Genomic DNA, 25450 nt, shown 5'->3' with positions numbered 1-25450 from the left:
GCCTGTCCTCTCTGCCCTTGGGGGCTATGCTACTCTATCCAGCGGTCCCGTTTCGTCCGCTCCATCCAATCATTTTGTAAAATTTCCGTATCAAAAACGTGATGCCGCCGCCCCTGCACATAAGATACAAAATCTCCAGTGCTTCGCTCGTAAAAACATCCGTTCAATAGCTGCCCATCCATCCCTCTTCGCAAATCCGGTGTTTCCTGTACAACCTCAGCAGAATAGAAGTTAAATTCCAGTTGCGTCATACCGTCTCCAAGCCGTTCAACTGCTCTTTAGTACGGAAGTAGAAGGGGGCATATCGGTATTCAGATCGGTGTTTTGGATTGTACATGTATGCTACAGGTGTTTCGTTTTCAGCTACTGGGCAATTCATGGTTACGCAGCTCGTCCGGGTAAGCAATACCCCTCCAGCTGGAGGCAGTCCATTGTGCCATTTGCCCCGCTGTGCGTCCTTGTCCGGTACCAGCACGGGGACATTTATTTGTTTTACCTCGTCTCTCGAAAGCCAACCGTTTGCATTCGGCATATGTGATATCTCCCTTGGTAGAGGGGCAGCCGTAGCCGCCCCAAGGATGTATTAAGCAATAATGGTTACAAAACCGGATTCAATTTCATTTTTCAGTTCTTTTTCTAGAAACTCCTTAATACTTGCCATGGCCTGTAGCTTCCATGCTCCACCGTCCGCCTCAAACAGGGCTGCTTTCGGACCATTTTGCAAACGGAACACAAAGCTACATTCTGGTTGTGGGATATCAATAAACGTTCTGTACGGTTTCAATTTAACGGGATTAGGAACCGTTACCTTTTCAAGACTGGCGACCCCGCTTTTGGCTGTTACCTGTTGCGTTACCCCATCATCTGCGTAAGTATTTCCTGTTTCTTCCTTGACGTTTCCTACTAGCTTCAATACAGCGTCCCGGTCATCGTTTTTTACAAAGCAGGCTTGCAATTGGATGTTGAAGTTCTCTACATCCATGAAGCGTTCAAAATTAATATCTGGAAGCACAGCGGATGCATTTACCAACACGTTGCGGCGTTTGTCTCGGTTGAAGGTGCTGATAACTCGCACGTCAGTTTCACTAAGTACATGGACCAACACGGGGTCTACCTTGTCATAGTTTTCTTTCAGATACGTGACCATTGCGGAAAGAGTGTTAACTTTCAGCGTCGTAGTTGTTGGTTCTTCAATCGTGTTTAATGGACCAGTAGAAAACATTTGTCCACCAACTTCTTTAATTTCTTTGTTCCCCAGACCGACGATGTACTGTGCAAATTCTTTTAACATGTAAATTCCTCCTAATTTTTATTTGGTTTATTATTTAAAGTTGACTACATTGCCAGAATCGGGCTTGATTTCCCCGGTAACCTTGTCAACCTCTTCCCCGGTACCAGTACGAACAGTGCCTTCATTATCAAAAAACGCCTGATCTTCTTCGCCAAAAATCAATTCCTTTGCTACCACATTCCCAGCGTTGTCAGTACCCATGATAAAGGTGGTATCCAATGGGTTATCTGGCGCTATGGTTGACTTGGTGGCAACAGTGGAATTAATGGTTTTCCGTTTTGCGTCCGGTTTAAGATTCACCGTTATTGTGATGCTGCGTGCAGCCGTTGCGGATGTATTAGGATCATCAATATTTTTCATGACACGATCCCACTCTTTATTAAATTTTTCTTGTAAACCACCCTGTACCAGCTTGCTTAATTCAACACGATTAATCATGTAAATACCTCCAAATTATTAATAAATAAGTACATATGTTTGGTTTAACGGCTGTGGAGGGCTGCGGCCTCTGTCCATACCGGGGCCTAATCAACAAACCATACTTTGTCTACTGCTTTAAGGTAATCGACTGGCACGCGTCCAGTAGGGACCAGGTAACCGTAAATATTTAAGTCGTCTTTGCTTATCGACTTTGGTCCTGACCCATTGTATTCCCTCCAGAAAAACGCCAACGACTGAAAAGGCAGCAAGTACGTTTCTCGAAAAGCGGTAAATTCTATAAGCAGGAAACTTATCCCCTTACCTATTCGGTGTTGCTTTTCCAAGTAATCATATTGATGTTGCTCCAGCATGCCCAGCGGGAAGCGTGACAAGGTTTTAATAGACTTTGCTTCAAACGCCACTGCCCGACCTCTGTACGCCCCGTCATAATCCACAGTGGAGGATTTTTCAAAATATCCGTCCTTAACCCTGTGTCCGCTGGTCTTCGTTACCTTGACTGGTGTAGGACGTTTATTAATCACCGCCACATTAAGATGCTCGTACCGTTCATTGGAAAACTCAATCAGGTTTTCAAAACCCATTCCCTTGTTCCCGTATATGCTCATGCCTTTACTCCCTTCACTGTCAGCACGTCAGGACGCGGCTTGATATATCCACAACGCACCTGATCCAATGCAATAATAATTACTTCTTGCCAGCTCTGACGCCCAAAGTGCTCACGAATTTCCTCTATTCCGCATCCTTTGCGCCACATATCGCGAAACTCCGCAAGATCATCCATAGGCCATATGAAATCCATTTCTTCACAAGCCACATACAAATTATTTTCTGGCCTCGTTCTGCCCATGAGCTCTTTCACCTCCGACCCGTCTTAATAGCTCCAATTCCGCATGAATCCGAATGTCATAATCAAGGAGCTCACCCTTTGCAATTGTATGAAGGAGCTCATTCGATTGCTTTTCCATATATGCAGTTGGTGTCAATTCTGGTGGCCTCCTTTGCCTGCTTGCATACGTTCAGCAAGCCGCATGAGCTCGTCCAACTCGGCCTGTGAAACGCCTTCTACATCTTCCTGCGGTTTAACGATATCTATAGATTGCTTATCGTTCCTTCCAGCAGGACGGGACTGGCGGTTTGGTTTACGCATAGCTAGGACCAGCTTGCCGAACTGATTTCTGAATGCCTCAGCACTCAATACATTCCTACACCAAAAATCATCCTTGACGACCCAATCCATTACCCTAGCAATAAGTTCCTTATCATGGTGCTTGTCCAATTCGACCAGCTTCCGGAAGTCGTCTGCCCATTTTTGAATGTTGGTTCTAGCAGTAAGGTGTTCCAACCCCTCACCCTTCGCCATTTCATCTACCCGGTCTTTAAAGTACACAGCCATTTTGTAATACGTGTTGTCTGGACCGTATTTATCAGGCTTCTTCCCCTTTCCCGAAGGAGGCGGATCGTCCTGACCAGCCGGAGGCGGTTCGGGACAATAATCTTTATCTTTATATTGGTTATGGTTAGGGTTAGGGTTAAGGTCACGGGTGGACTCCGACCGCTGTCCTTCATCCGTCCGGGGTATGTCCGGCGGACATCCTGCGGATAAGTCAGCAGCAGCCTTCCTCTTTTCGCGGTCCCTCCGCTTCCTGTCTGCATCTTTTTTCCGTGTTTCTATCAGCCGACCAGCATAAGCATACCAGTCGTGTATCTCGTGCCCCGTCTCGGTTTCATCAATAAAACCTGCCTCGACCAAAGCACTGTAAAGTTGCTCTGAATCGCCTTCCCACTCTATTGCATCTGCAATATCATCGGGACCATATCTGCTTATGTCACCATCCTGGGCAAAGTCCATTGCCCACCACCAAAACATGTGCAAGTGTCCGACCGCTGCCGGGGTTGAGATTCCCAGCTTACGGCACAATTTGCGGGTTTTGGGGTGTCTGTCTGTGCCCTGATGGCTCTCTATCCATGCCAATTTTGGCGACCTCCCTCCCGACAGCGCGGTTATTTATTGGACGTCCGTAGGATATCCGGTGGACGTCTTCCAGACGTCTTTCCCATGTCCACGGAAATAATACTCAATAAGTTCGTCCCTCTTATGAAGCTTCCATTCCCGGCCTGCTGCTGTATCGTCTGACCACTGGTGACAGGTTCCTGTCTCAGAACGGGGGCCGCACAGGTTAGCAATGTTCCAAGGCTCCGACCCGCTACCGTACTGGCTGGCATTCACCAAATGCGCTTTCTCAAACCACAACGCGGGGCGGGAAACTCCGCAGCGCTCACATATCACATATCCGGTATGCTCGGACGCCCGACGATCCACTTCGTCTCGCACAGCGGCAGTTATAGCCGTGTGGTTCCCCCGCTTCTTTCTGCCTCGCTTATGCGCAGGCTTAGGGGCAGGATTGTACCCGTAAATCATTCCTGACCGCCTCCTATGTGCATGTCCACCCGAAGCCGTAGACGCAATTCATACAACTGCTCTGCAATAGACCTAAATTCGTTTCTCCAGAGGACCATACGTTCCTGGTCTTTTGCCTCCTGATCACGAATATTCAGTACCGCCAATTCTGCGGCATTCTGCTTGTTTCTCTTGGTTGTATCACGGAGAGTTTCCGCGTACACCCGCTTTCGATGGCTATAGGTCTGGCGGTACCGTCCGTCCATATACGCCGCTACGCGACCCATGAGGGTATGTGCCTTGGTAAGCAGTTCCACCTTCTGAATTAACGCGCCCGGTGAATCCGTAGGGATGCCTTCTGCTGTATCCCGGTATTTCTGAATCTCTCGGATGTACAACTTAATCTCCTTAATTTTTTCAAGCTCCTTATGGTCCATGAAGGGACTCCTGTTTCCAAAAATTTAAATGTGTGTTATAATTCCGGTAATTGTTTTCTAAAGCAATCGTGTTGGTAGCACGATTATGGGTCTGTCCATTATGGACAGGCTTTTTTTATTTCTCTCTCCAGTCGAAACAGCCGGAAACTAAGTTCGTTTTGTTCCTTCAAAAATTTACGAGGATTGCGATTGTTGGCGAGAGCATCAAGTTTTTTATAACTTACATCATGTAGCTGTTCCCGAATGAGCTTGCACTCGTTTTGCTTATGCAGTACATCAATCTCCTGTTCAGTCAATTCAAGCAAATCCATGTCTAACGTAACTGCCCCACTAAGCAGACTGTTTACGTTGTATGCGGCCTCGAAATATGTGCTTCCTGGTACTTCCAGATAGCTTCGCAAGCCGGAAGCGTCCAAAACTGGTATTAAGCGTGTTTCCAATGTGTACACCCTCCCTCAGACGATACCTAGCACGGCGCGTAAGTCTAAAATCTCTTTAAGCATCCATCCAAAAGATGCTTGCGATACTTCGGGATGCACCCAACTTGGATTATTTGCCAATGTATCGTACATATTTTCAAGTTCGTTTAACCGTTGTTGTACGAAGAACATTCACATTCACACTCCTTTTAGGAAAGTGTCCCAATGGACAATTCCTTAATAATTGTGGTGTAAATCTCTTTTAACTTCGGGTCTGCCTCGATCACATCAAGACGGTTCGTTTCAGATATCTTGGTCTTGGTTGCACCTGACTCGCGCAACCTATCATGGAGGTTACGAAGTCGGCGGTTAAGGTCGCATTTAGCTCGACTCTCCAGCATTTCATAACTACGCGTCCGCAAATCCCGAAATACTCCGCCTGACCGTCTAGCAGCTCCATTAAGCATCCCGTTTAGCTTGTCTCTCCAATCGTCGTCACGCTGCAAAATTGTTTCCTGAATTACAGAAACACGTTTGTCTGTCGCATCCTGACGTTCAATGATTGCCTTCTGTTGCTGCTCCTGTTGAATAAGAAGCTGGAGAATAGGACTTAGTTGGGAGGTGTCTACGACTGCGGTCTGTAGCTGCTGGCGCATACGCTTAAATTCTTCCAGAAACTTAACCTTCATCTTCATGGCTTCTGGAGTCGTATATGACATTGCCACAATAGCAAAAGCATCTTCTGTCATATCGAACTTTGGGTACCATTGTTTATTCTGAGGATGTTGATATTGGGTCTGCTGAAAGTTCAGCACCCCCCATTCCTCCAAACCAGCTTCATCCAACTTTTTTAATTGGTTTTCAATATCAGCAAGAACGTTGCGATGTTCTTTATAAAATTCTTCAGCTACTATCAAGCTGTCAGTTACGGCTCGTCCGTTTTCGATAAATACTAATTGAGTCATACTGTTTCACCTCCCTCAGCAGAAGAGGCTATAAGTGAATCTTCGTATTCTTTTAGCCACTCCAACTTTATTCGTCTTTGACCACCTAACTTATAGCTTTTAAGTTTCCGTGCCTTAATTGCTCTAGCCACTGTTGGTCTGCTTACTCTAAAATACTCCATGACATCTTCTACAGTAAGAATTGAAGGCAGATGTTCCATTCTTTTCCCCTCCTTTTGTTAGGAACCAATCGATACATCTAACATAATGTTAGGATTTTCTTCAAAAAAAATGATTTCCCCAACGACACATCCAAACACCTTAGCTAGTTCCATTGACTCCAACATTGTTATAGTCTCAGGACGTTCTTCCATACGCGTATAAGTACTTGTATGGATGTCTAATTTTTCAGCTACAGCAGTTTTAGATAGCTTTCTATAAGCTCTCCACTCCCTTAGTGTTCTGCGACGGTATGGCATATGCTCACCCCCCTTGCGTGTTTTCACTATATCTAACTTAAAGTTAAATGTCAACGGAAAAACCGTTTTTTTTAAGTATAAGTTAGAAAAAATGTGGAAATAGTGTTTTATTAGTGGTACTATTAAGTCAAATTAATTATGAGGAGAGTTATTGTGAACAAACTAAATTTTGCGGAAAATCTAAAAAAGTATAGGGAAAACAAAGGATTATCCAAAGAAGAACTTGGCGCACGCATTGGAGTATCAGGCGTAACTGTTGGTTACTGGGAAAGCGGGCGTAATGAACCGAGGATGGGTAAAGTAGATCACATCGCACAGATATTAGACGTAACTATCGACGACCTCCTATTTGAGAATACATACAAAGAAATCGAAAACAAACTAAACATTGACACCGAGGAATTGAGCGAGGATAAGCGTAAAGCAATTGAATTGATACTTTCACTTCCAGATGAAGAAGTCAAAATGTTCAATCTACTCATGGAACGTTCTATCAAAAAAGACTAGGGTGGGGAACTATGGCCAAAAAATATCAGAATGTACGTGAGAGAAAAGGAAAATTTCATTATCGCTACAGTATAAAAGATGCAAATGGTAACAGAATCCAAAAAGAAACACCCGGATTCGCCAGCGCTAAAGAAGCTTCAGAAGCTGGCAAAATAATTGAAGCAGAAATAATTAACGGAACTTATATTGAAAACAAAAAAATACTAATAGGTAAATTTGCAGATCAATGGATTGAGTTTTATAAAGCGACTAACGTCAAAGGAATAACAGTGGATCTTCGAAAAAGTGTTGTAAAAAAAATAAAGGAAAAGTTTGGAGGTTTGAAATTACAAGAGCTAACTACTGCAAGATACGAAAAAGAATTACTCACTTTAAAAAATATTGAAAATAAATCAAAGAGTACTATTACGAATTTCCATGCAGTAATGAGAATGATTTTCCAAAAAGCTTTGGAATTAGAGCTTATCAAGAAAGATATAACTCAATATGCAATACTTCCTTCTTTCTCTGAAACTGTTGAAGAATTAGAAGTTAAAGATGATATCCCTAAGTATTTAGAGAAGGAAGAACTGGCTATCCTACTTCAAAAGTCCAAAGAACTCGAAAGTCCTCAAGCGTTTAGGTTACTATTTGTGCTTGCATACACTGGTATGCGAATAGGTGAATTATGTGCTTTGAAAATAAAAGATGTAGACGAAGTGAACAAAAAAATATCAATCACAAAAACACTATACGTTCCAGGTTCTTTGAAAGATTATAAGCTGAATACTCCGAAAAACAAATCGTCCATTCGAAAAATAGACGTAAGCTCACGAGTTATATCAATTATAAAAGAACAAATCGCTTGGAAAAATAAATTTAGAATGGAATATAGAAGATGGTTCAATGATGAATCAGATTTTATATTTTTTACCGAAGGCCGTTTTATGGGTTATCCGTTGCGCTTATACGAGGCTAACAATTACATGTCCGCAGCGCTTAAAGCAGCTGGAATAAACTACCCACTAACCCCCCACTCTCTCAGACACACGTATACATCATTAATGGCAGAGGCAGGTGTGGAATTAGAGGCTATCCAAAAACTTTTAGGGCACAGTAGCGATCACACAACTAAGGCTGTTTATTTACATGTAACCAAGCAAAGACGTCGAGCAGCAGTTGAAAAACTCGACAGTTTAATGGACGGAATAATTTGACCGTGGGGTTTTTGTGGGAAGAAAAAACCAAAACCCCTTTTATATCAACGTTCGATGGTGTTTTTTATTTATCGCTTCCATAAAGAATTTTTTGAAACCCCTTACAAAAATTATTGATTCATTTGCACTTTTTTACACAGGTCTTGTCTCCCCCCTTTCCCGCATATGTATAGTAGAGCATTTATTTTATGAAAAACTATCGCAAAAGAAAGGAGCCGTGAGAGCTTGAGCCGATTAATCCTGAATCGCATATTTCGTGCTCTATGGGTGGCAATCGTGATTGTAGCTCTGTTACTGGGCATATATGCGCTTTTCCCTCTCATCTATCCTTTCCTATTCGCCTGGCTTGTGGCTTATGCCATGAATCCACTGGTTGGTTTTCTGCGTAACAAAGTCCGTATGCCACGTTGGACGGCTGTCACGGTCTCATTATTTGTATATTTAGGTGGAATTGCAATTATCCTGTCTGCGGCAATCACCCGCATGGTCCGAGAAGTTATTAAGTTGGCCATGACTTTCGACGGACATATTGAGCGTTTTAAAAGTCTGTTTATCGATTGGACACAAAGCGATTTGATTCAAAATGTAATAATTGAAATTAACCATTTTATCCGGGATAATCCGGATTACCAACATACCATTAACAGTAATATTGATAAGACAACTCAAACTGTCAGTTCGGCTGTCACTACGCTAGTCGCTCAATTTTTTAATGGAGTTTTGAACTTGCTAACCTCTCTGCCTAATATGGGAGCAGTTCTAATGGTTATTGTATTAGCAGCCTTTTTTATTAGTAAGGACTGGGACCGACATAGTCGGATGCTCTCAAATACGGTTCCTGATACGATTCGCAAACCATTGTCGGATATATGGCACGATCTGCGTAAAGCACTGTACGGCTATTTGCGTGCACAGTTTATTATCATCTCCATTACGGCATTAACGGTCATTGTTGGGCTGTTCATATTGCGTGTGGAATCCGCCTTTACCATCGGTTTGATGATCGGGCTAGTGGACTTGCTACCTTATTTGGGGGTTGGCATTGTGATGATTCCGTGGATACTGTATGCGTATATGTCTGGTAATTTGGCACTAGGGGTAGGATTGTCGATCCTTTATATCATCCTGTTGATTGGACGACAGATCGTGGAGCCTAAGGTGCTGGCCAGCAGCGTGGGCTTGAACCCGCTTCCCACCCTCATCGGTATGTTCATCGGGCTCAAGCTATTTGGCGTTTTAGGATTAATTATCGGACCTGTATCACTCATTGTCGTTGATGCACTGAATCGTGCGAATGTCATTCAGGACTTGCGCAACTATATTCTCGCTGGAAGAGTCCGCTAGATCATGGATAGGAAAAACGGCAGCTCACGTCAAAACCGCCGAAACGTAATACTGCCGTTTTTCATTTTTTTCTCCAGCCACTTCAATAAAAAGCGTCGGTACAACGCTCGTGTTAAAGGGAATACCAACGTAAAACCAATAATATCTGTTAAAAATCCGGGGATAAGCAGCAAGCTCCCACCGAAAAAGACACATAATCCATCCAGCATTTTACGGCCGGGCATTTGTCCCCGGTTCATTTCGTTTTTCGCATCGGCAATCACCTTACGACCTTCAAATTGCATCATGGCAGCCCCGATTAGGGTCGTCAGAATGATGAGTAAAATCGTTTTGCCCGCTCCAATCCAATGACTTACCCATATAAACCCGTACAGCTCCGCCAAAGGAATGAGCAGCAGCAACAGCCATAGACGTTTACGCATCATCATGACTTCTGCCCCTCCCCGCCTGTAAAAGCAAACCTTAATGCAGTGTACAGCTCAGGTAGCGCCTGATCTAGTCGAACAGGCTTCCATTCGGTGTTCAACCATACGTGACGTGTCATCCCTGTGACAAGCAGCTCTCCCGGCAGCGTGTCTGCCTGGGTCCATACCTTTCCCAGATACCTTTGATGCTCATCTTCCGTTACCCGTCGAACCTCATAGATATAGTTTAGACGTAATCTGGAGAAGTCCGTAATTGCGGTATAAATGGTAATTAAATCATCATATCGAGCAGGACTCGCATATTTCGCATTGATTTCAATAACTGGCAGCAAGACTCCTCGTTCCTCCATACTCCGATAGTTAAAACCCGCCTGTCGGATCATTTCGGTGCGCCCGATCTCAAACCAGTTCAAATAATTCGCATGATATACGACCCCCATCTGGTCGCTTTCCTGATAACGGACGCGTAGCGGTGCGCCATACCAGCGTAATTCCGTTTGTTTCTCCTCTTGAGTCATACAAGCTCTCCTATCTTTGTGCATCTTTATCTCTATTTTGCCCTCTCTCCATTAAACCATATTTACAGCCCGGGAACAAAAAGAGGGCAGACCGAACGGTCCGCCCTCTCCAATCATATATAATAATGCCTTTATTATTGTGGCAACGGCTTGGACAGTTTATAATATCCGCTATCCGAAGCCAGCTTGAGCAAGCTCTTAGCCTGGCTTCCCGCCCAGGCGTAACCAAGTCGTCTTTCCTCACTAATTTTCATGATGTCGGTATACTTTTTGCCATCGCGGTCTGAAAAGAAATATTTATTGTCTTCCACATTATAGAACCGATACCACATTACGCTCGATGCGTCCTTTTGGAAAAACTCCGGACCTTGACGATTGTATTTGATACCGTCGATTCGGTTCGCGTCAAACCATTTCAAAGCACTCTGAGCCGCTTTTTTCACTTCAGCGGTTTGCGGCTGGGACATGAGAAAAGCAGTAATGCCTACTGATTCCGTAGTTGTTTTGGAAGGTAACTCAAATGCCCGGGCTTCAACAGATGCATAAGTAGCTGGATCGTGCTGTGCACCCCAGATTGTTGGTGTACCATTATTTACAATTTGAGATTTAATTGTGTACTGGATACCTTTGTTTAGCGCTTGCTGAAGTCTGGAGCGGTAAGAGTTATCCAGAATATCGCTATCAAACGGCTGCTTCTTGTTCACAATATCGTCAGCCAAAACCATAACTCTGACCATTGCATCATCATTATAAGTTACAGCATCGGAATAATTACCACGTTTAGGGTATACCTGAGGCCAGCCACCTGAGGAATATTGAGAGGTTAGTACGAAGTCGACTGCTTTTTGTACACTGTTCTTAATATCTTTATTTTTGGTTTTTTTGTATACATCCGCTAAAAAACGAATCTCGGTTGTCGTGGCCTCGTTATCAAACGTTCCGAGTTCAACACCATCCTTGCTTTTCCATGTGGAGCGTGCAGCTTTGCCATCCCATTTGGATTTATAATTCTTTTCCATAGCTTTGAAGAATCCGCCATGCGGCAATTGCCAGGATACAATATTTAAGGCAAGCGTCGTATCCTTGGATATATTCCCCGTAGAAAACTTGCTAAAGTCGCGCATTTTGTTCAGGAGGCTGTCTGTATTCACAACAGCGGTTGGCTTCGCCACAGCCGACAGCCCAAATAATTGCTCACGATCCAAAACACCTGAATTTACATCACCACCATAAACGTCCCGTCCCACAGCTGAATCTGTGGTAAGTTCATAAGAAGCAGTCGCCGATTCACGTCCTGAATCATATGTAGTCGGCACCATCTCCTGTGCCGCAGCCCATGAGGGACTTAGGAGTCCTGACGTTACTGTAATCGCCAAACTTGAAAGCGCTATCATCTTTACGGTTGGACACATCTTCTTTTTCATTTGAACCTCTCCCTTATTTTGATTTGGGTAATTGTGTTCAGTTTAACCCTATTTACTCTTGCTGAAGATTCTTTTTGATAGCGAGGGGAACTAAACCACTATTTATGCATGATAAATAGTTAGTTGTATTATATGAAAATATACCCAAACGATCAATATATTTTAATTTACTAATAGATTAAAAAAGTTACAAAACGTTGAACACAATAAAAATCCTCTTACTAATGCTGGATTAGTAAGAGGATTTTACGTGCAGCTAATATATAGTAGGTCGATGAGCAACATCGCTTAACCAAATCGACCCATGATGTACTCCTGAGTAAGCTCATTTTCAGGATTCGTGAAAATATCGTTCGTTTTCCCATGTTCAACCAGACTTCCAATATAAAAATAAGCAGTATAATCGGAAATTCGCGCAGCCTGCTGCATATTGTGCGTCACAATAACGATGCGCAGTTCTTTTTTTAATTCGGTGATGAGCTCTTCTACCTTGCCTGTAGACACAGGGTCCAGCGCGGAAGCTGGCTCGTCAAGCAATAGAATTTTCGGCTGAACGGATAGTGCACGTGCAATGCAAAGCCGCTGCTGTTGCCCGCCAGACAGCGCCAGAGCGGAGTCGTGAAGGCGATCCTTGACCTCATCCCATAATGCTGCTTTACGCAGGCTGCTTTCGACGATTTCATCAAGCTGTTTCTTTTTGCGCACCCCACGGTATTTAGGACCGAAGGCGATATTATTGTAAATGGATTTGTAAAAAGGGTTGGGACGTTGCCACACCATGCCAATTTGCTGACGCAGCTTGATCACGTCCGTTTCCGGTGCCGTCAAATCCTGTCCATCCATCCAGATGTGCCCCGTTGTAGAGGAAGACGCAATCTCATCATTCATCCGATTAAGGGAGCGCAAAAAGGTCGATTTACCGCAGCCGGAAGGCCCGATCAGCGCAGTCACTGTCTGTTCGGGAAAGGCCAGATTCACTTTTTTAACAGCCTCAAAGCTGCCATAATAAATACTCAAATCCTCAGTACTGAACGGATGCGGCGGTTGCCCCGCAAGCTGTTCCGAACGCGTAGACTGAACGGATGTTGCTGGTGCGGCGGTTTTTGCCGTTCGCGTAATCACATGTTCCATTGTTCTCCATCCCCTTTCTAATCCATACGTTTGGCAGCTGTCAGACGGCGGTATACAACTCTTCCGAACCATCTTGCACTCAAGTTGAATGCAAGCACAAGCAGCACCAGTACGGCAGAAGCGCCTGCAGCAATATCTTTGGAGTCGGGAGCAATCCCCTCACTGTTGACCTTCCAAATATGAACAGCCAATGTCTCAGCAGGTCGCATCGGGTTAATAGGCGATCTAGCATGCAATGGATTCCAATCGGTAAAATCAAGCGGCGGCGTACTCATCCCTGCCGTAAACAGCAATGCGGCGGCTTCCCCGAAAATACGGCCTGCGGCCAAAATGGTACCCGTAATCAAGCTTGGCAGCGCAGCTGGCAACAAAATGGAAGTGATGATTTTCCACTTGGACAATCCAAGCGCAAGTCCAGCTTCCTTTTGCTCCTTCGGCACAGCTCGGAAAGCCTGCTCAGTTGTGCGAACCATCAGCGGCAGGTTAAATACGGCCAAAGCCAAGGCTCCTGATAAGAGGGAAAAGCCAAAATCAAACGTATTTACGATAAGTAGTAGTCCAAACAATCCGATGACGATAGACGGGAAGGAGGACAATACTTCGACGACAAGTCGTATAAAGTCCGTAATTTTCCCCGGCTTTGCATATTGCGCCATGTAAATACCTGCGCCCCAGCCAATCGGAATGGTGATAATCAAAGTTAGGATTAACAAAAATACGGAATTAAATAGTTGTGGGCCAATACCACCGCCTGCACGTAATGTTTGGGGAGCACTGGTTAAAAAGTCAAAAGAAATATGACTGACTCCGCGGGCCAAAATGAAGCCCAGTAATCCAACCAAAAGTGCAACAATAAACAAGGCGAAGAAACAGATTACAAATGTAGCGATCTTGTCGGTCGTTTTAGCTTTCATCAAACCCGGTTTCTCCTTTCAAGCAGCCTTACCAGCAGCACGAAAATGAATGTCATGAGCAGAAGAACAAGCGCCATGCTCCAGAGAGCATTGTTATGAACGGAGCCCATCGCTGTATTCCCCATGCTTAGTGTAATGACGCTGGTCAACGTCGAAGCGGATTCCAGCAAGGAATGCGGTATATGCGGAGCATTCCCGATTACCATCTGTACAGCCAACGCTTCTCCGAAGGCACGAGCCATACCGAGGATAATTCCTGTTAAAAGAGCAGGCAACAGCGTTGGAATAATAACACGGGCAATTGTCTGCCAGCGGGTAGCACCCAAAGCATAAGAGGATTCACGCAGCCCCCCCGGCAAGGAAGACAACGCATCCGCCATAATACTCGTAATCGTCGGCAAAATCATGACTGACAACACTAGGCAGCCTGCCAGAATGCCGATGCCTTGTCCTCCAAACACGTTCCGAAGTAGCGGGACGATCACGGTCAAGCCGACAAAGCCATATACAACAGACGGAATACCGGATAATAATTCAATCGCAGGTTGAAGGATACGTTTACCCGATTTCGGCACGATTTCCGTCATAAATAAAGCCGCACATAAGCTGAGCGGACTGGCAATTAAAGCCGCCAGTATGGTTACTGCAAAAGAACCCGTAATAAACGGAAGCGCGCCGAAGGACTTAGGTTCGCCATCCGGGCTCCATTTGGTTCCAAAGAAAAACTCTCGCAGACTGACTCCATTCACCGCAAATGTAGCTACACCTTTGGAGGCAACAAAATATACGATGGAGACAATGACTGCAACTAAAAAAACGACACAAACCGACGTATATATGCGGCCGGTCCATTCCTCCCAGTAATGTCTTTCTTTCATAACTCGGGATCGTTTATTCTGTTCCATGTATGCCTTCCCTTCAATTGGTTCCATACTGTAACTCCTTTAACCGAAGAATAGAGGCCGGACGCTAGTCCGCCTCTTCTTCGTGAATATACTCGCGTTAGCTGCGTTCATCGAACAGGAGATGTAACTCTCCTTATTTCGTGATATTACCGTCAGCATCACGTTTCACTTGCATACCTGCTACTGGAATGTATCCCAAGTCTACGACATCCGTTTTTTGGATTTCATCTGACAGAATGTAGTCCAGGAATGCTTTCACATGCTCTTTTGGCTCACCTTTAGTGTACATATGCTCGTAAGCCCACACTGGATATTTACCTTGTTCTACATTTTCAACGTTAGCTTCAACGCCATCGTATTTCAAAGCAGTTACTGTGTTGTCGATGTAGGACAGAGCCAGATAACCAATCGCACCCGGTGTTTCAGCAATCAGCTTTTTCACAGTACCGGAGGAATCTTCTTGAATGGAGCCCGGCAGATCTTCCGTTTTTTGTCCCAATGCGTATTTTTCAAATGTTGCACGAGTACCGGAGCTGCTTGGACGGTTCACGATAACAATTTTTTGATCCGCACCGCCAATTTCTTTCCAGTTCGTGATTTTACCTGTAAAGATTTGTACCAATTGATCTTTTTTCAGGTCTGTAACGCCTACTTTAGGATTCGCTACCGCTGACATGGCTACAACAGCTACTTGGTGATCGACCAGCTCATCTGCGCCGCTCTCCAGTTTTTCTTTTGCAAACACGTCGGAGTTACCGATATCCGCTTGTCCGCCGGAAACCTGAGTCAAGCCAGTACCGCTACCGCCGCCCTGTACTTGAACTGCAATGCCTTTATATTTATCGACAGCCATAAATTTTTGTCCCGCTTGCTCTACCAATGGTTGAAGTGCAGTGGAGCCAACAGCCAGAATGTTCCCTGTCAGTTCAGCAGCTGCTTTATTGTCTGTTCCTGTAGCAGCTTCTCCTTGTGGTGCAGCATTGTTACCTGATCCGCAAGCTGCAAGTGCAAATACCATGGTGAGAGTCATCAGAATGAACGGCCATTTTTTCAACATTTTTTATTGTCCTCCCCTTAGTTAAGTGACGGTTTTTTATTTATGACCATCAACACTTTTACATTGTAGGCCTGGAATGTTAGACGAACGACGTGGTTTTGTAAAACAAATATAAAATATTGATAGATAAATTATTTTTCGGTATATAATTAATCTATAGTTTGAAATTCACATATGAATGACATATAAGGAGAGCTGTTGGATTCCATGAATATTCTAAAATTGCGTATTTTGATGCTGATCGACAAATTCCATAAGGCGACGGATGTGGCCGAAGCTTTGCAAGTCAAACAACCTACCGTCAGCTTTCATATGAAAAGCTTGGAAAAGGAAATGGGTGTTTCCCTATTCTCTCTTCAACAAGGCAGGATTATGCTAACGGAAGCTGGAAAAAAATTATTACCTTACGCAAAGCAGATCATCTCTCTGGAACAAGAAGCTAGACAAGCTGTAGATGAACTGACAGAAGAGTCACAGGGTCAATTACATCTGAGTGCAGAGTCGATATCAGGTACGTATCTCCTCCCCACTTTGATGGCTAAGTTTGCTGAGCGGTATCCAGATTGTCGTATTCAGTTGGATATTCAATCCCCGGATGCAATTAAGCAGCTACTGAAACAGGGGGAAATTGATTTTGCTTTTCTCGACGATAGAGATTCTCTTCCAGAGTATACGGTGGCAGAGCCAGTGGCTTCTGATCAAGTAGGAGTTATCCGTTCTGCATCTACACTTGCACCTGCATTCAAATTAGAGGAGGTCGATGGACCCGATGTGCTGGACAAGCACACATGGGTAAAATATAGCGGTTCATCAGTTGTAGATCAGTATTCTTCGCTAGTTAAGCCTCATCTGGAAATCAACTCTTGGGAAGCGGTAAAGCAAGTCGTAAGCGGCGGAGAAGCGCTTGCCTTCTTTCCTGCGAGCGGAGTGGATAATAATGAAAATGCTGCTCCCTCGGTGGAATGGCTCCCTTATCCCGAGGCTGATAACCAAAGGAGCCATTATCAAATAAACATCGTGTATCAACAAGATACACACATGAACTTGATGCAACAGGCATTTCTTGATTTCATACGACGAGAAGGACTGGAAATGAAAAGCTAGAGAACATAAAAAAAGAGCATCCAAGTCTTATTGACTTGAATGCTCTTTTGCTTGTTGTAACGATACAGCCTCGGTATTATGTCATGGAGACTTTAATTACGCTTGTGCTGGAACGCAGCTAATTTTGATCAGGTTCGTAGAACCGGAATCACCAAGAGGTACGCCCGCAGTAATTACAACCAAATCGCCCTCTTTAACGAGGCCAGATTTGCGACCACCTTCCAGTGCGTTGTCAAACAGACTATCTGTTGTGTCAACGACTGGTCTGCCTTGTACTGCATGTACGCCCCAGATCAGAGCCAAACGGCGAACTGTTCTTTCCTGTGTTGTCACAGCAACAATCGGAGCTTCAGGACGGTATTTAGAAATCATACGCGCCGTTGTTCCGCTTTGTGTGGACGTCAGGATCGCTTTGGCATGCAGGTCAAGTGCAGAAATAGAAACAGATTGACTGATTGCTTCTGTAATACTAATTTCTTGAGCCGTTCTTTGTTTCTTGAACAAATCACGGTAGTTCAGAGAGGACTCAGCTTTTTCTGCAATACGTGACATCGTCAATACGGATTCTACCGGATATTTACCCGCAGCTGTTTCGCCGGACAGCATAATTGCGTCTGTTCCGTCAAAAATAGCATTCGCCACGTCACTTGCTTCTGCACGAGTCGGACGCGGGTTACGTTGCATGGAATCCAGCATTTGAGTTGCCGTAATAACAGGCTTGCCAGCTACATTACATTTGTTAATCATCAATTTTTGCGCCAGAGGCACTTCTTCAGCAGGAATTTCCACACCGAGGTCACCACGAGCAACCATCAGGCCATCCGAAGCTTCCAAAATTTCATCCAGGTTGTCAACACCTTGCTGATTTTCTATTTTGGAAATGATTTGGATATGACTTGCGTTGTGTTTCGCCAGCAATTCACGGATTTCCAGAACGTCACTTGCTTTACGAACAAAAGAAGCCGCGATGAAATCAATGTCCTGCTCAATACCGAAAATGATATCATTAGCATCTTTTTCGGTAATACCAGGCAAAGAAATAGCAACGCCTGGAACGTTAACGCCCTTCTTGCTTTTGATCGTTCCGCCATTAACAATGCGGCATTTGATTTCAGTGCCTGATACTTCAATAACGGTGAGTCCGATCAGACCATCGTCGATCAGAATGGTGGAGCCGGGCTCCACGTCCGAGGGAAGATCTTTGTACGTAATGGAAATACGATCTTGCGTACCGAGAATTTCTTCCGTTGTCAGCGTAATGAACTCGTCCTGAACAAGCTCAATAGGTTCAACTTCGAGCTTTCCTGTCCGGATTTCCGGCCCCTTCGTATCGAGCAAAATAGCAACGTTTTTGTTAAGCTCCTTACAAGCTTGACGGATGTTTTTAATCCGGTTGCCATGCTCCTCGAAATCACCGTGAGAGAAATTCAGGCGGGCTACGTTCATACCAGCCAAAATCAGTTTCTTCACATTTTCCAATGACTCACTGGAAGGACCGATGGTACATACAATCTTAGTTTTGCGCATTTGGGTTTTTCCTCCGTTTTCAAAGGTGCTACTCTTTATATCTTTTTCCAACAATTAAATCTACTACACTTTTTCCTATTTGTATAGGAAGTTCGTCATATTTATTGTTACCCGTTTACAACGTATTACAACATAGGCTCAGATTCCGAAGGCTTCAAGAAGGTGTATTGACCTATTTTTCGGAATTTTTGATACCGATCTTCCCTCAATTCATCGCAGCTCATATTCGTAAGGTCTGCCAAATGACGTTCCAATAGCTCCTTGATTGCGGCAGCAGTCACTTCATAGTTACGATGCGCGCCCCCTTTCGGCTCCGGCACAATATCCTCGATAATTTCCATGCGCAGGAGGTCATTAGCCGTAATCTTCATGGCTTCAGCTGCCTGATCGGCCTTGGAAGCATCTTTCCATAGAATCGAAGCTGCACCGTTTGGAGAAATGGCCGAATAAATGGCATGTTCCAGCATCAGCACACGGTTACCGACTGCAAACGCAAGCGCACCGCCGCTTCCACCCTCGCCGATGACCACACAAATAACAGGCACCGAAAGCTTTGCCATCTCCCGCAAGTTGCGGGCAATCGCTTCCGATTGACCTCTCTCCTCTGCTGTATTACCCGGATAAGCGCCCTTCGTATCAATAAATGTAATAACAGGGCGTTTGAATTTATCAGCCTGCTGCATAAGACGCAAGCCTTTACGAAATCCTTCCGGATGAGCACTACCAAAGAAACGTGCAATGTTATCTTTCGTATCCTTACCACGCTGTTGACCAATGACGGTCACCGGAATACCATTTAGCTTGGCAATTCCGCCCACAACCGCCAGATCGTCTCCAAACAAGCGGTCGCCGTGCAATTCAATAAAGTCTGTAAACACCTGCTCAATCAGATCAAGAGACGTTGGTCTTTGATGATGACGGGCCAAATGCATTTTTTGTGGTGCTGTAATGTTCGAATATATTTCTTCTTCCATCTCGAGATAACGTTCCTCGAGACGGTTGATTTCATCTGTAAAATCAATTTGCTTATCCTGTCCGAATTGCTTGAGTTCTTCGATCTTCTGTCGCATCTCGACCAGGGGCTTTTCATAAGGCAATTCACCAGCCATCTATTCCACCCCTTTCACACTGTGCAGATCAAGCAGTTGCCCGAGGGTATCACGCAGTTCCTTGCGGTGTACAACCATATCCAATTGTCCATGCTGCAAATTAAATTCGGATGTTTGAAAATCATCCGGCAACTTCTGTCTGATTGTCTGTTCAATTACAATACGCCCTGCAAAGCCGAATACAGCTCCTGGCTCCGCGATATTAATATCTCCAAGCGTAGCAAAGCTGGCGGACACTCCACCTGTAGTCGGGTCGGTGATAACAGAAATATACAGCAAGCCCTGCTCATCCAGACGAGCAAGAGCAGCACTTGTTTTGGCCATCTGCATCAAGCTTAAAATACTTTCCTGCATACGTGCCCCGCCGGAAGTTGAGAAAATAATTAGCGGCAGACGCTTGTCTATTGCTTGCTCAATGGCGCGGGTAATTTTCTCTCCTACGACCGAACCCATACTGCCAGTAAAAAAGTCAAAGCTCATCACAGCAACGACAACAGGATGTCCATAAATAAGGCCGTCGCCCGTAACGACAGCCTCTCGCAAGCCAGATTTCAAGGTCTGTTGCTCCAGCTTGCTCGCATATCCCGGAAAGTCCAGCGGGTCAACCGAAATCATATCGGCATCATATTCCGTAAACGTGTCTTCGTCGAGCACCATGCGAATGCGATCCATTGCATTCAAACGCATATGGTATCCGCACACCGGACACACTTTCAAATTTTTCTCTAGTTCTTTGCTGTATTGAATACTTCCACACTTGCCACATTTGGTCATAAGACCTTCGGGAATTTCCCGTTTGGGACGATCCGGCATGTCCGCTTGATCGCCGCTCAGCGCCCGTTCCGAAGGGATGGTCGCGTATTTACGCTTCTTTTGGAATAAATCTTTAAACACAACTACACCTCTCCAGCCGTTTATTTGTCAGCCGTAACCGATACAAGGTCCTCTGCCGTCTATGCGGCACCTTTAAGCATTATGTTCATACACACGTCAACGCCTGTTACTAAAACTTTACCGCCGATCGTGCATCCTTTGTTCCACTCATGCTGCTGTATCACTTCCGCCGTTCCGGACTCAAGGGCGCAAAATCGAATTAAGCACTTCCTGAATTTCTTCGACTTCACCCGAAGGCACAAGTATCTCAAACTGTTGCTTGGACGCGCTGATGGCCCGGGCCTGCACCATAAAACCTTCTTCAGACAGTTTGAGCTTAATCATGTCAGCCAGTCTGGCCGTCGGTGCAATATAAATCACCGTCCACATGCCTTGTTTCTACCCCCTAAGCCTCAAGTTTTGAGCCCATATAATAGACTCATGATAACATACCTTACTTTTTTCCCGCAACAAAAGCCCTCCTGATCATTCAAGTTCCGTCGGAGGGCCTAGAAAATCATCAACTCTGTCTACACAGGTCAATTAAGCGTCCAATGATGCAGGATAATGCTTGGCATGGAGGCTCCGATGTGCAATGCGCGAAGAAGCAGCGGCAGCTAGTCCGGCGACAAGATCGTCTAAAAACACATGAATACCACTGCCTTTTTGGTTCAGTTGTTCAATAATCCCCGTCTTTTCCTTATCCAGATAACCAAAACTGGTTAAGCCGATCATGCCGTACACACTCGTAATTCCAAGAGCCAGTGTCTCGTCCACTCCGTACAGCGGTTCGTCAGCCTCCATAATGGCTTGCAATGGCTGGGGGAGAAGTTTTTTTTCGGCCAGCTCATCGAGCGCAATACCTGTGAGCAACGTATATTGAACCTCACGCTTTTGTAAAACCGCTTTGACACTGTCTATACATTCTTCCATCGTCAAATGAGGATAATATTTTAGCTGAAGCTGAAAAACAATGTCCGCAATGGACTCGATACGAATGCCTCTGCGATTTAACAAAGTTTCTGCATATTCATAGGACATAATTTCCCTCCCGCTTTCACCGTGCAGTCTATTCTTTCACCGTACGGGACCTTATGGTGCAGGGTACGTGTTGAATCTCCTGTTCCGCCAGTTTTCCAAGTGTATGCGGGAAGGAAGGAAAATGTTCATTAAACCGTTACAATAAGGGCGGTTTGCTGTGTGCCTATCATTTGACTTTCACCGTACCTTCACCCAACATCGACTCCATTTGATCAAAAAGCTGAGGAGAGGGCTTAATGCTGTAAGCATCGCTCAAGGCCAGCAGACGCTGGTTGCTCTCATAAAAAAGTACGGTAGGCATAGCACCGGGATGCTCCTGTAGCAGTGCCTTGAGACTGACCAGCAAGCTTGCGTCCTCCTCAGCCTGGCGGGTGATTTTGACAAACACCCGCTGACGGGCGGTCGACTCCGAGCTGCGCGGGAGCGGCACCTGCTCACCGCGAGCCGCTTCGGCTCCGTGCGGTGAAGCAGCCAGCACGGGACGAGCCGCCTTCGGTTGAGGCGAAGCAGATGCAGTGGCTGGCGAAGGCGGGGGCGACACGCGCGACGCTCTCCCGCCCGGGCCGCCAGCAGCAGAGCCAGCAGCTGGCACGGATGTTCCAGCGGCGGACGAGCGCGTACTGGCACGTCGGCGCTGGAGGAGCCGTGCCAGCGAGTCTTCCGCCAGCGGGGCGGTCTCATCCGCAAGGAGCTTGAAGTGCTCGTCCTGCTGCTGCATCTTGGCTCGAAGCGTAAGCAAAGCTCCCTTTTCAATCCACTGCTGGCTTCGCTTCCATACCTCAGGAAACAGTACAACCTCACAGCGCTCAATCTGATCCTCCAGCTCAATAAAGGCCATAGCCTTACCCTGCTTGGTCGTAATCGTTTTGAGTGACACTACCATACCTGCAGTCACAACAACCGTTTCATCTGGCACATCGCCCAGCTCCATCAAACGATCCGCCTCGCTGCTTTCCAACAGCGACTCAAAATCATCCAACGGGTGCCCGGATAAATACAGTCCCAGTAGTTCACGTTCCAGCTCTAACTGTTGGCTGGCACTGAATTTGGGTACATTGGGATATTCGATATCCCAATTGGGCATTTCCACAAAACCAAACATATCAATTTGCAAGTCATCTCGTTCCTTGCGCCACTTGACGGCTGCATCCACCGTTTCATCCAGCATGGCAAGCAATTGTGCCCGATGACCCGTCAATGAATCAAAGGCTCCTGCCTGAATAAGCGATTCAATTACTCTCTTATTACATACCCGCAAATCGACACGTCGACAAAAATCGAGCAGGCTGTCGAAAGGCCGTTCCTTGCGAACAGCGAGAATACTCTCCATCGCCTGTGTGCCGACATTTTTAATCGCTGCTAGGCCGAAGCGGATGCCTCCCTGCTGTAACGGAGTAAACAACACCCCGCTCTCATTCACATCAGGCGGCAACACTGCGATATCCATACGACGGCATTCGACGACATATTCAGCCACTTTCCGATGACTTCCCATCACCGCTGTCAGCATTGAAGCCATAAATTGTACCGGATAATGGGCCTTTAGATAAGCCGTTTGAAATGCTAGCACACCATAAGCAGCTGCATGGGCACGCGGGAAGCCGTAGTCAGCAAAACGGACAATCATATCGTAAACCCTTCCGGCCTCCTCCTCCGTGTATCCCTGCTTGATACTGCCTTCGACAAAATGCCCGCGCTCCAGATCCAACACTTCGCGCTTTTTCTTGGACACAGCCCGGCGCAACAGATCGGCTTCTCCCAGGGAAAAGCCCGCCATGCGTGAAGCAATCTGCATGATTTGCTCCTGATACACAATAATACCGTACGTATCCTTTAAGATCGGTTCCAGGTCAGGATGCGGATAAGAAATCTCAATCTGACCATGCTTGGCCTGTATAAAGTTAGGAATAAAGCCCATCGGGCCCGGACGATACAAAGCCAGGACAGAAATGATATCCTCGAATACACTCGGCTTCAAATCCTTGAGTACCCGGCGTACACCGGCCGACTCCAGCTGGAATACGCCTCCTGTATCTCCTTTGCCCAGCAAGTCATAGGTATGCGGATCGTTATCGGGAATACGATTAAAATCAGGCGTTTCTCCATGCTCTTCCGCAATCCAGTGTATGCACCGTTCAATAATGGAGAGCGTACGCAGCCCAAGGAAATCCATTTTAAGCAAACCAATGCGCTCTAGATTTTCCATCGAGTACTGCGTCAAAGGTACCCCTTCGCTCCCCTCTTGAAGCGGAACTGCATCGGTCAATGGAGTCCGCGAAATGACAACACCTGCTGCATGTGTCGAAGCATGACGAGGCATTCCTTCAACCTTGATCGCCATATCCAGCAGTTCACGTGTCTTGGGCTTCGTTTCATATAGCGTTTTCAGCTCCGGGGTGATTTCCAGCGCATGACGGATATTAATGCCTAGCTGCGCCGGAATCAGCTTGGCTGCCTTGTCCACCTCGCCATACGGCACGTTCAATACACGGCCGACGTCACGGACAGCGGCTCTTGCCGCCAGCGTTCCAAAGGTAATAATTTGCGCTACATGCTCATTTCCGTATTTCTGTACTACATAGTCGATAACCTCGTCACGCCGTTCATCACTAAAATCAATATCTATATCCGGCATACTAATTCGTTCTGGATTCAGAAACCGTTCAAAGAGCAGGTTGTATTTCATCGGATCGACATTCGTGATGTTAAGCACATAGGCAACCAAACTGCCTGCTGAGGAACCCCGCCCCGGTCCCGTTGCAATCTTATGCTTATGTGCAAAGGCAATAAAATCCCATACAATCAGGAAATAATCGCTGAAACCCATACTGTCAATGGTATTCAACTCATAGTTTAGCCGTTGGTTCAGCCTTTCCCGTTCCTCCGGTTGCTCCCATCCGGGATCGCTTCCATAGCGACGCTCCAGCCCTTGCACGCACAGATTGCGTAAATAGGACGAAGAGGTCATTCCTTCCGGCAGCGGGCGATATTCAGGCAAAATGGATTGACCGAATTCCAGCTCTAGTTCGCATTTTTCAGCAATACGCACCGTGTTGGCGATGGCTTCTGCCACATGCGGGAATAAACGAGCCATATCCTCCTGACTTTTCAGATACAACTGACGTGTTGGTATACGCAAGCGTTCCTCATCGTCAACTGTCTTCCCTGTCCCGATACAGATCAGAACGTCTTGCACGTCCGCATCTGGCTCAGTCAAGTAATGCACGTCATTCGTCGCCACCAGTGGAATATTCAGTTCCTTCGCCAGTGCGATCAAGAGAGGATTTACACGTTTTTGCTCCGAAAGACCATGGTCCTGGAGTTCCAGATAAAAATCATCGCCAAAAATGTTACGATACCGTTCCGCTGCTCGTCGTGCTTCGGCTTCCCGACCATGCAGTAAATGCTGCGGCACTTCACCGCCCAAACAAGCGCTCAGGCATATGATGCCTTCATGATGGGCAGCCAAAGCCTCCATGTCGATGCGCGGCTTGTAGTGAAAGCCCTCCAAATGGCCGATGGAGCACAACTTCATCAGATTTTGATAGCCTGTTTTATTTTTGGCGAGCAAAATCAAATGATATATGGGCTGATCCTTCCGGCTGCCACGCTCCTTACGCGATCCTGCCGTCATATAGGCCTCACACCCGATAATCGGCTTAATGCCGTTCTCTACACACGCTCTATAAAAAGGAATGGCACCATACATAACCCCGTGGTCTGTAAGGGCCAGCGCCTTCATTCCGTAAGCTGATGCCTGTTTGACCAACTCCGCGGTACGAGCCGCGCCGTCCAGCAGGCTGTACTCGCTATGAACATGCAAATGCACAAATGAACTCATGCGCTTCTCTTCCTTTCACCGCTTGATTTTCTTCAAACTATTTTATCATATCCGCGTTAGTAGCGCCCATAGAATAAAAGTACAGACCTCGGCGGACAAGCGCGGTCCTGATTCGTATACCTAAG

The 25450-nt window shown here is 45.9% G+C and carries 31 protein-coding genes; 4 read left to right on the top strand and 27 right to left on the bottom strand.

Annotated elements, in window-relative coordinates:
* Window positions 1-29: 29 nt before the first annotated feature.
* The 14 genes from MHI21_RS08795 to MHI21_RS08730 form a co-directional block, all read right to left on the bottom strand.
* Window positions 30-251: a hypothetical protein gene (locus tag MHI21_RS08795; protein WP_023990539.1), complete on the bottom strand. Its 222-nt coding sequence runs from the start codon at window positions 249-251 to the stop codon at window positions 30-32.
* Window positions 248-532: a hypothetical protein gene (locus tag MHI21_RS08790; RefSeq protein WP_342419839.1), complete on the bottom strand. Its 285-nt coding sequence runs from the start codon at window positions 530-532 to the stop codon at window positions 248-250. The genes MHI21_RS08795 and MHI21_RS08790 overlap by 4 nt, the downstream gene beginning before the upstream one ends.
* A gap of 51 nt (window positions 533-583) precedes the next feature.
* Window positions 584-1291, bottom strand: coding sequence for a hypothetical protein (locus MHI21_RS08785; protein WP_342419838.1), 708 nt, complete (start codon window positions 1289-1291; stop codon window positions 584-586).
* A 30-nt stretch (window positions 1292-1321) separates the two neighbouring features.
* Window positions 1322-1729 (bottom strand): replication terminator protein, encoded by a 408-nt coding sequence (locus tag MHI21_RS08780; RefSeq protein ID WP_342419837.1) that lies wholly within the window; start codon window positions 1727-1729, stop codon window positions 1322-1324.
* A gap of 86 nt (window positions 1730-1815) precedes the next feature.
* Complete coding sequence (locus MHI21_RS08775; protein WP_342419836.1) at window positions 1816-2337, bottom strand: Holliday junction resolvase RecU; 522 nt, start codon at window positions 2335-2337, stop codon at window positions 1816-1818.
* Window positions 2334-2579, bottom strand: a complete 246-nt coding sequence (locus tag MHI21_RS08770) for a hypothetical protein (RefSeq protein ID WP_103047673.1) — start codon at window positions 2577-2579, stop codon at window positions 2334-2336. Before MHI21_RS08770 ends, MHI21_RS08775 begins: the two co-directional genes overlap by 4 nt.
* A gap of 132 nt (window positions 2580-2711) precedes the next feature.
* On the bottom strand, window positions 2712-3704 hold the full coding sequence (locus MHI21_RS08765; RefSeq protein ID WP_342419835.1) for a hypothetical protein: 993 nt from the start codon (window positions 3702-3704) through the stop codon (window positions 2712-2714).
* A 33-nt stretch (window positions 3705-3737) separates the two neighbouring features.
* Complete coding sequence (locus MHI21_RS08760) at window positions 3738-4151, bottom strand: hypothetical protein (protein WP_053324969.1); 414 nt, start codon at window positions 4149-4151, stop codon at window positions 3738-3740.
* Window positions 4148-4567 carry a hypothetical protein gene (locus tag MHI21_RS08755; RefSeq protein ID WP_053324968.1) on the bottom strand — a complete coding sequence of 140 codons (420 nt, stop codon included), beginning with the start codon at window positions 4565-4567 and terminating at the stop codon, window positions 4148-4150. Before MHI21_RS08755 ends, MHI21_RS08760 begins: the two co-directional genes overlap by 4 nt.
* A 98-nt stretch (window positions 4568-4665) precedes the next feature.
* Entirely contained in the window at window positions 4666-5007 is a 342-nt protein-coding gene (locus MHI21_RS08750; protein WP_053324967.1) for a hypothetical protein, read from the bottom strand.
* Between the two features lie 15 nt (window positions 5008-5022).
* A complete protein-coding gene (locus MHI21_RS08745) occupies window positions 5023-5178 on the bottom strand; it encodes a hypothetical protein (protein ID WP_342419834.1) in 156 nt (51 codons plus the stop codon).
* Window positions 5179-5195: 17 nt separating this feature from the next.
* Entirely contained in the window at window positions 5196-5951 is a 756-nt protein-coding gene (locus MHI21_RS08740; RefSeq protein WP_342419833.1) for a Rha family transcriptional regulator, read from the bottom strand.
* Window positions 5948-6151 (bottom strand): helix-turn-helix domain-containing protein, encoded by a 204-nt coding sequence (locus tag MHI21_RS08735; protein ID WP_342419832.1) that lies wholly within the window; start codon window positions 6149-6151, stop codon window positions 5948-5950. Before MHI21_RS08735 ends, MHI21_RS08740 begins: the two co-directional genes overlap by 4 nt.
* 18 nt (window positions 6152-6169) lie before the next feature.
* Complete coding sequence (locus tag MHI21_RS08730) at window positions 6170-6409, bottom strand: helix-turn-helix transcriptional regulator (RefSeq protein WP_342419831.1); 240 nt, start codon at window positions 6407-6409, stop codon at window positions 6170-6172.
* A 153-nt stretch (window positions 6410-6562) separates the two neighbouring features.
* Between MHI21_RS08730 and MHI21_RS08725 the strand changes: the two genes are divergently transcribed.
* The 3 genes from MHI21_RS08725 to ytvI all read left to right on the top strand — a co-directional run bounded on the left by MHI21_RS08725 (window position 6563) and on the right by ytvI (window position 9456).
* Window positions 6563-6916 carry a helix-turn-helix transcriptional regulator gene (locus MHI21_RS08725; RefSeq protein ID WP_342419830.1) on the top strand — a complete coding sequence of 118 codons (354 nt, stop codon included), beginning with the start codon at window positions 6563-6565 and terminating at the stop codon, window positions 6914-6916.
* An 11-nt stretch (window positions 6917-6927) separates the two neighbouring features.
* Window positions 6928-8112 carry a site-specific integrase gene (locus tag MHI21_RS08720; protein WP_342419829.1) on the top strand — a complete coding sequence of 395 codons (1185 nt, stop codon included), beginning with the start codon at window positions 6928-6930 and terminating at the stop codon, window positions 8110-8112.
* A 225-nt stretch (window positions 8113-8337) separates the two neighbouring features.
* On the top strand, window positions 8338-9456 hold the full coding sequence (gene ytvI / locus MHI21_RS08715) for a sporulation integral membrane protein YtvI (protein WP_342419828.1): 1119 nt from the start codon (window positions 8338-8340) through the stop codon (window positions 9454-9456).
* 29 nt (window positions 9457-9485) lie between these two features.
* On the opposite strand, the gene MHI21_RS08710 is transcribed toward ytvI, so the two are convergent.
* The 7 genes from MHI21_RS08710 to MHI21_RS08680 all read right to left on the bottom strand — a co-directional run bounded on the left by MHI21_RS08710 (window position 9486) and on the right by MHI21_RS08680 (window position 15830).
* Entirely contained in the window at window positions 9486-9884 is a 399-nt protein-coding gene (locus tag MHI21_RS08710; RefSeq protein WP_013309596.1) for an FxsA family protein, read from the bottom strand.
* Complete coding sequence (locus MHI21_RS08705; protein WP_103048099.1) at window positions 9881-10399, bottom strand: thioesterase family protein; 519 nt, start codon at window positions 10397-10399, stop codon at window positions 9881-9883. Before MHI21_RS08705 ends, MHI21_RS08710 begins: the two co-directional genes overlap by 4 nt.
* A gap of 134 nt (window positions 10400-10533) precedes the next feature.
* Entirely contained in the window at window positions 10534-11823 is a 1290-nt protein-coding gene (gene pelA / locus MHI21_RS08700) for a pectate lyase (protein ID WP_342419827.1), read from the bottom strand.
* A gap of 288 nt (window positions 11824-12111) precedes the next feature.
* A complete protein-coding gene (pstB, locus tag MHI21_RS08695; RefSeq protein WP_023987911.1) occupies window positions 12112-12954 on the bottom strand; it encodes a phosphate ABC transporter ATP-binding protein PstB in 843 nt (280 codons plus the stop codon).
* A gap of 17 nt (window positions 12955-12971) precedes the next feature.
* Window positions 12972-13868, bottom strand: a complete 897-nt coding sequence (pstA, locus tag MHI21_RS08690; protein ID WP_023987910.1) for a phosphate ABC transporter permease PstA — start codon at window positions 13866-13868, stop codon at window positions 12972-12974.
* The gene (pstC, locus tag MHI21_RS08685; RefSeq protein WP_013370343.1) at window positions 13868-14800 is read right to left on the bottom strand and encodes a phosphate ABC transporter permease subunit PstC; all 933 of its coding nucleotides are present in this window, start codon (window positions 14798-14800) and stop codon (window positions 13868-13870) included. The genes pstA and pstC overlap by 1 nt, the downstream gene beginning before the upstream one ends.
* 106 nt (window positions 14801-14906) lie before the next feature.
* On the bottom strand, window positions 14907-15830 hold the full coding sequence (locus tag MHI21_RS08680) for a phosphate ABC transporter substrate-binding protein (protein WP_069291597.1): 924 nt from the start codon (window positions 15828-15830) through the stop codon (window positions 14907-14909).
* 207 nt (window positions 15831-16037) lie between these two features.
* On the opposite strand from MHI21_RS08680, the gene MHI21_RS08675 reads away from it, so the two are divergent.
* A complete protein-coding gene (locus MHI21_RS08675) occupies window positions 16038-16934 on the top strand; it encodes a LysR family transcriptional regulator (protein ID WP_342419826.1) in 897 nt (298 codons plus the stop codon).
* 96 nt (window positions 16935-17030) lie between these two features.
* Here MHI21_RS08675 and pyk read toward each other — a convergent pair whose 3' ends face one another.
* The 6 genes from pyk to MHI21_RS08645 form a co-directional block, all read right to left on the bottom strand.
* Window positions 17031-18461, bottom strand: coding sequence for a pyruvate kinase (pyk, locus tag MHI21_RS08670; protein WP_023987907.1), 1431 nt, complete (start codon window positions 18459-18461; stop codon window positions 17031-17033).
* 125 nt (window positions 18462-18586) lie between these two features.
* Window positions 18587-19570, bottom strand: coding sequence for an acetyl-CoA carboxylase carboxyltransferase subunit alpha (locus tag MHI21_RS08665; RefSeq protein ID WP_061828687.1), 984 nt, complete (start codon window positions 19568-19570; stop codon window positions 18587-18589).
* Window positions 19571-20464: an acetyl-CoA carboxylase, carboxyltransferase subunit beta gene (gene accD / locus MHI21_RS08660; protein WP_013309586.1), complete on the bottom strand. Its 894-nt coding sequence runs from the start codon at window positions 20462-20464 to the stop codon at window positions 19571-19573.
* A gap of 180 nt (window positions 20465-20644) precedes the next feature.
* Window positions 20645-20833, bottom strand: coding sequence for a hypothetical protein (locus tag MHI21_RS08655; RefSeq protein ID WP_013309585.1), 189 nt, complete (start codon window positions 20831-20833; stop codon window positions 20645-20647).
* Between the two features lie 153 nt (window positions 20834-20986).
* Complete coding sequence (locus tag MHI21_RS08650) at window positions 20987-21484, bottom strand: phosphatidylglycerophosphatase A (protein ID WP_023987905.1); 498 nt, start codon at window positions 21482-21484, stop codon at window positions 20987-20989.
* 166 nt (window positions 21485-21650) lie between these two features.
* Window positions 21651-25325 (bottom strand): DNA polymerase III subunit alpha, encoded by a 3675-nt coding sequence (locus MHI21_RS08645; RefSeq protein WP_342419825.1) that lies wholly within the window; start codon window positions 25323-25325, stop codon window positions 21651-21653.
* Window positions 25326-25450: the final 125 nt, after the last annotated feature.

The organism is Paenibacillus sp. FSL H8-0168, assembly GCF_038592955.1.
GTDB lineage: Bacteria > Bacillota > Bacilli > Paenibacillales > Paenibacillaceae > Paenibacillus > Paenibacillus polymyxa_B.
This window is presented reverse-complemented; position numbering and strand designations above follow the sequence as displayed.

Excerpts from the sequence above, each read along its gene's own strand:
- MHI21_RS08770 (WP_103047673.1), bottom strand. The coding sequence starts at position 2,579 with ATGGGCAGAACGAGGCCAGAAAATAATTTGTATGTGGCTTGTGAAGAA.
- pstA (WP_023987910.1), bottom strand. The coding sequence starts at position 13,868 with ATGAAAGCTAAAACGACCGACAAGATCGCTACATTTGTAATCTGTTTC.
- MHI21_RS08780 (WP_342419837.1), bottom strand. The coding sequence starts at position 1,729 with ATGATTAATCGTGTTGAATTAAGCAAGCTGGTACAGGGTGGTTTACAA.
- MHI21_RS08680 (WP_069291597.1), bottom strand. The coding sequence starts at position 15,830 with ATGTTGAAAAAATGGCCGTTCATTCTGATGACTCTCACCATGGTATTT.
- pelA (WP_342419827.1), bottom strand. The coding sequence starts at position 11,823 with ATGAAAAAGAAGATGTGTCCAACCGTAAAGATGATAGCGCTTTCAAGT.
- MHI21_RS08790 (WP_342419839.1), bottom strand. The coding sequence starts at position 532 with ATGCCGAATGCAAACGGTTGGCTTTCGAGAGACGAGGTAAAACAAATA.
- MHI21_RS08665 (WP_061828687.1), bottom strand. The coding sequence starts at position 19,570 with ATGGCTGGTGAATTGCCTTATGAAAAGCCCCTGGTCGAGATGCGACAG.
- MHI21_RS08740 (WP_342419833.1), bottom strand. The coding sequence starts at position 5,951 with ATGACTCAATTAGTATTTATCGAAAACGGACGAGCCGTAACTGACAGC.
- MHI21_RS08745 (WP_342419834.1), bottom strand. The coding sequence starts at position 5,178 with ATGTTCTTCGTACAACAACGGTTAAACGAACTTGAAAATATGTACGAT.
- MHI21_RS08795 (WP_023990539.1), bottom strand. The coding sequence starts at position 251 with ATGACGCAACTGGAATTTAACTTCTATTCTGCTGAGGTTGTACAGGAA.
- MHI21_RS08735 (WP_342419832.1), bottom strand. The coding sequence starts at position 6,151 with ATGGAACATCTGCCTTCAATTCTTACTGTAGAAGATGTCATGGAGTAT.
- MHI21_RS08710 (WP_013309596.1), bottom strand. The coding sequence starts at position 9,884 with ATGATGATGCGTAAACGTCTATGGCTGTTGCTGCTGCTCATTCCTTTG.
- MHI21_RS08730 (WP_342419831.1), bottom strand. The coding sequence starts at position 6,409 with ATGCCATACCGTCGCAGAACACTAAGGGAGTGGAGAGCTTATAGAAAG.
- pstB (WP_023987911.1), bottom strand. The coding sequence starts at position 12,954 with ATGGAACATGTGATTACGCGAACGGCAAAAACCGCCGCACCAGCAACA.
- MHI21_RS08675 (WP_342419826.1), top strand. The coding sequence starts at position 16,038 with ATGAATATTCTAAAATTGCGTATTTTGATGCTGATCGACAAATTCCAT.
- MHI21_RS08775 (WP_342419836.1), bottom strand. The coding sequence starts at position 2,337 with ATGAGCATATACGGGAACAAGGGAATGGGTTTTGAAAACCTGATTGAG.
- MHI21_RS08705 (WP_103048099.1), bottom strand. The coding sequence starts at position 10,399 with ATGACTCAAGAGGAGAAACAAACGGAATTACGCTGGTATGGCGCACCG.
- MHI21_RS08655 (WP_013309585.1), bottom strand. The coding sequence starts at position 20,833 with ATGTGGACGGTGATTTATATTGCACCGACGGCCAGACTGGCTGACATG.
- MHI21_RS08760 (WP_053324969.1), bottom strand. The coding sequence starts at position 4,151 with ATGATTTACGGGTACAATCCTGCCCCTAAGCCTGCGCATAAGCGAGGC.
- pstC (WP_013370343.1), bottom strand. The coding sequence starts at position 14,800 with ATGGAACCAATTGAAGGGAAGGCATACATGGAACAGAATAAACGATCC.
- MHI21_RS08645 (WP_342419825.1), bottom strand. The coding sequence starts at position 25,325 with ATGAGTTCATTTGTGCATTTGCATGTTCATAGCGAGTACAGCCTGCTG.
- pyk (WP_023987907.1), bottom strand. The coding sequence starts at position 18,461 with ATGCGCAAAACTAAGATTGTATGTACCATCGGTCCTTCCAGTGAGTCA.
- MHI21_RS08720 (WP_342419829.1), top strand. The coding sequence starts at position 6,928 with ATGGCCAAAAAATATCAGAATGTACGTGAGAGAAAAGGAAAATTTCAT.
- MHI21_RS08755 (WP_053324968.1), bottom strand. The coding sequence starts at position 4,567 with ATGGACCATAAGGAGCTTGAAAAAATTAAGGAGATTAAGTTGTACATC.
- MHI21_RS08650 (WP_023987905.1), bottom strand. The coding sequence starts at position 21,484 with ATGTCCTATGAATATGCAGAAACTTTGTTAAATCGCAGAGGCATTCGT.
- MHI21_RS08785 (WP_342419838.1), bottom strand. The coding sequence starts at position 1,291 with ATGTTAAAAGAATTTGCACAGTACATCGTCGGTCTGGGGAACAAAGAA.